Genomic DNA, 3543 nt, shown 5'->3' on the forward strand with positions numbered 1-3543 from the left:
GGTTGCGATAAATTGGTCTAAAAATTCCTGCTTCTTCGTCAAATAGCCCCGCTACCTGTGCCCTTCAGGGTATTCTCCTCAGAATCGGAAATTTTTAGACCAATTTATCGCAATCCTCCCTACGGGGACGCCCAGTTGGGGACGCCCAGTTGAGCGCTATTCTCAGACAGCCTCCCGGAACAAGTGAGCAGACTAACTCCTGATCTGCTTGCTCATGATAAAACTGTTTTTGTCACCAACAGTCTGATACTCAACTTTATCCATCAAACTCTGGACGATCGGCAAACCTCTACCGCTGCATAGCCAGGCCGCAGGGTTGTCAGGGTCCACAGACATACCCCTGTTCACCAGTTTATCCTGCTCCATTGGCTTACCCCAATCACTGACGGTCAGCAGTATGCAGGCTTGCAAAAGGCTGACCCCAACCTCGACCCTATGCCCCTTTTCATTACCGTAGGCGTGCTCAATAGCATTATTAACAATCTCAACCACACACAGCTCCACACGATTAACCTCCACCGGGGACAGTGTTGTCATCGCGCACAAACCCCGCACAGCCATGGCAATCAGAGTGGTATTCGCCAGTTCACTGTCAATCTCAAGCCTGACAGCCTGACCCTTTTCGTCGGTCATTCTTACTTCTCCTCAATGGCCTCGGCCACTGTCGGGAGAATGGTAAACAGCTTGTCCATAGAGGTAAGACTAAAAAGATCCATAACAGCAGGCTGGGCACCCGCCAGTTTCATTGAACCTGCGCCTCCCATTTTTTTCAGACCCGCTACCAGGGCACCCAAACCACTGCTGTCCATAAAGCGCACCTGGGACAAATCAATAACCAGGTTATCGGAGCCATTGTCGATCTCGTCAAACAGATAAATCCTCAGAGGCTCTGACAGAGAAGCATCTAGCCGGGTTTCATCAATCGATACGATGGTGTGCCCGGATTCACTTTTAGATTCAAATGACATGTCGCTCTCCTTGCGTCATAAACATTGCATGAATTATTAAGGCAGTAGATTTATGGTCGCCACTCCAATACCAGATAAGTTACATCATCTTCAAAAACATCAGCTCCGGTCCAGTTAGTAATATCCTGCTCAACCCCGCTGATCATGGCTTCAATTGAGTGATCAAAAGCCGCTTGCAGAGAAGATACCAGCCGGTCTTCACCGAACATTTCGCCAGTATTGTTTTCACACTCCGTCACCCCATCGGAGTAAAGAAAAAGTCGGTCGCCAGGTTGCAGCTGAATGGTGACATTTTCATAAGTCATACCCGGCATCATACCTATCGGTACGCCATCACAATTAATTTTTTCGACTGATTTTGAGCCGCGTTGCAACCACAGTGATGATGGGTGGCCGGCCTGCGACAACGTCACCGAACCGGTCCGGCTATTTATTAGCCCGTAGGCTATGGTGAAGTAGAGCATCGCCTCAGGTTTTGCCTGAAACTGCTCATTCAGGCTCACCAGCACTTCATCCGGTTGTTTTACCTGATAGAAAGGTGGCTCGCTCACTGACTGCTTAACCACCGATCCACCTCCGTTCTCACGCAGGGTATTGTTCAGTGAAAAAGAAAACAGTGCTGACGGAATACCATGTCCGGCTACATCCAGCTGATAGAAGCCCAGCGTCTCCCCATCAAGGGCCTGATAACCAAACATATCGCCACCAAGAATGCGGCTTGGCTTGAAATACCAGTTAAAATCTACGCTCTGAATTTTCGCCGGCTCAGACAGCAGACGGGCCTGCGTCTCTGCCGCTGACTCCAGGTCCTTTTCTATGGTGTGTATTTTATGTTCAAGGGCCGCTTTTAATTCGATAATGCGAATACCTGCATTGAGGCGTGCACCAAGCTCGTCAAAATCCACCGGCTTATTGATAAAATCATCAGCGCCGCGGTTAATACCTTCCACCACGGCCTCACGATCCGAGTTACCGGTTAGCAGAATGAAATAGACATAAAATCCAAAATGACTGTTACGGATCGCTTCACAGAGTTCTATACCATCCATATTGGGCATTATCCAGTCGCTGATGACGATCCGGATTTCAGGATGGTTTTCCAGAACATTCAGGGCTTCATTTCCGTCTGATGCCTCAAAAACACGATGCCCCTGCTTTTTCAAAACCACAGAAAGAATCATTCTCTGGTCACGGGCATCTTCAACAATCAGTATATCCATTAGCGTTGTTATCAATTGTCATTTGCTACTGTGTTATCGACCCATCGGAAAGAATCCTTCGGGTTGGATAGGCAAATAACGCCCCTTCCTCATCAACCACCGCAGCAATCAGCAGCAAAATAGTTTGCTGCGCCTTTAAAAAGCCAACACGATCGGTTCTGGTAATATGAACCCGAACCTGACATGAAAGGCCAGAATCGTCATAACGAATGAATACGGCATAATGGGGCTCTTGAGCGTCAACCTCAGGAACCTTCTGAACAAGATCATCTATCCGGCTGAGAATACGGGATATTTTTCCGATATCTTCATAGCAAAGCGAAAAGTTTTCAATCATACGTCGGTTTCTCATGCGCGTGGCATTCTCCACGACTATGCCGGTAAAGATTGAATTGGGAACATAAATTGGCCGTCGATCAAACGTTCTTATTTTTGTCAGGCGCCAGCCAACCTTTTCGATATGCCCTTCAATTGACCGGTCCGGTGAGCGAATCCAGTCACCCTCAGTAAAGGGGCGATCCAACATCAGCATTAACCCACCAAAAAAATTGGCCAGCCAGTCTTTGGCAGCGAGACCCAGAATAATACCGCCAATACCACCGAAGGCCAGAAGGGTTGACAGGCTGTACCCGAAGACCTGGGCAAGACTCAGGAGTGTGGAAACAACGATAATCAGCTGCACTGAACGAGCAAGAACTGAAGGTGACAAACGCTCGCGCCAGCGCTCACCCATGGAATTGAGCACCTCTTCCATATTCAGGCTGATCTCCCAGATGAACCAGGCAGGATAGATGGTCAGAATGAGTTTTTGAATCAGATCAAGTGTTTCATTAACATCCGACCGCTCAAGCCCCGGCCAGTAATGGGCGGAATAGAGCACGAACAGCATCCAGGGCAGGGTCAGCAAGGGCCTGCGCAAAAGGGTGACAGACAGACACCAGAATGCCCTTTGCCCCCTTTTCCCGCAATTTGCCAGCCACTTTATGCCATAAAATGAGGCCGCAGCGAGAAAAAAGCCAATAATCAAATGGGAGTAGAATGAAATAAATTCGGGGTTCATGATCATGCAGCGGTCAAGTTGGTTATTTTTATCAATTGTAGCCAGTTTGTTTTCAAGCACTCTCACAAACAGCAGCAGCATCATCATGCCCGGTTTCTTCACTGGAGGAGGTGTCAGTGCTCCTGTTATCAACAGGGAACAACAACCTGGACTTTGCCAGAGGCTCAAGTCTTTGGAGGGAACGATTGAGAATCTGGCAGATGATTGCAAATGGATGAGGTATCAGATGATGTGTCGCACACCCAGGGCGACAGAATCGGTCGAACGATCATCCCGATAATAGGATATTTAGCTA

4 protein-coding genes are annotated in these 3543 nt (G+C 48.3%); all 4 read right to left on the bottom strand.

The features are described from left to right. Positions 1-192 precede the first annotated feature (192 nt). Genes KDK14_RS11355 through KDK14_RS11370 form a run of 4 tightly spaced genes read right to left on the bottom strand, consistent with a single transcriptional unit; the run spans position 193 to position 3380 of the window. On the bottom strand, positions 193-633 hold the full coding sequence (locus KDK14_RS11355; protein ID WP_257265233.1) for an ATP-binding protein: 441 nt from the start codon (positions 631-633) through the stop codon (positions 193-195). A gap of 2 nt (positions 634-635) precedes the next feature. Beyond that, positions 636-968: an STAS domain-containing protein gene (locus KDK14_RS11360; protein ID WP_257265234.1), complete on the bottom strand. Its 333-nt coding sequence runs from the start codon at positions 966-968 to the stop codon at positions 636-638. A gap of 50 nt (positions 969-1018) precedes the next feature. After that, positions 1019-2188 carry a PP2C family protein-serine/threonine phosphatase gene (locus KDK14_RS11365; protein ID WP_257265235.1) on the bottom strand — a complete coding sequence of 390 codons (1170 nt, stop codon included), beginning with the start codon at positions 2186-2188 and terminating at the stop codon, positions 1019-1021. A 25-nt stretch (positions 2189-2213) separates the two neighbouring features. Then, positions 2214-3380, bottom strand: a complete 1167-nt coding sequence (locus tag KDK14_RS11370; RefSeq protein WP_257265236.1) for a mechanosensitive ion channel family protein — start codon at positions 3378-3380, stop codon at positions 2214-2216. Positions 3381-3543: the final 163 nt, after the last annotated feature.

The organism is Endozoicomonas sp. ONNA2 (assembly GCF_024606365.1).
Classification (GTDB): Bacteria; Pseudomonadota; Gammaproteobacteria; order Pseudomonadales; family Endozoicomonadaceae; genus Endozoicomonas.

Coding starts and splice junctions, on each gene's coding strand:
- KDK14_RS11355 (WP_257265233.1), bottom strand. CDS start 633: ATGACCGACGAAAAGGGTCAGGCTGTCAGGCTTGAGATTGACAGTGAA.
- KDK14_RS11360 (WP_257265234.1), bottom strand. CDS start 968: ATGTCATTTGAATCTAAAAGTGAATCCGGGCACACCATCGTATCGATT.
- KDK14_RS11365 (WP_257265235.1), bottom strand. CDS start 2,188: ATGGATATACTGATTGTTGAAGATGCCCGTGACCAGAGAATGATTCTT.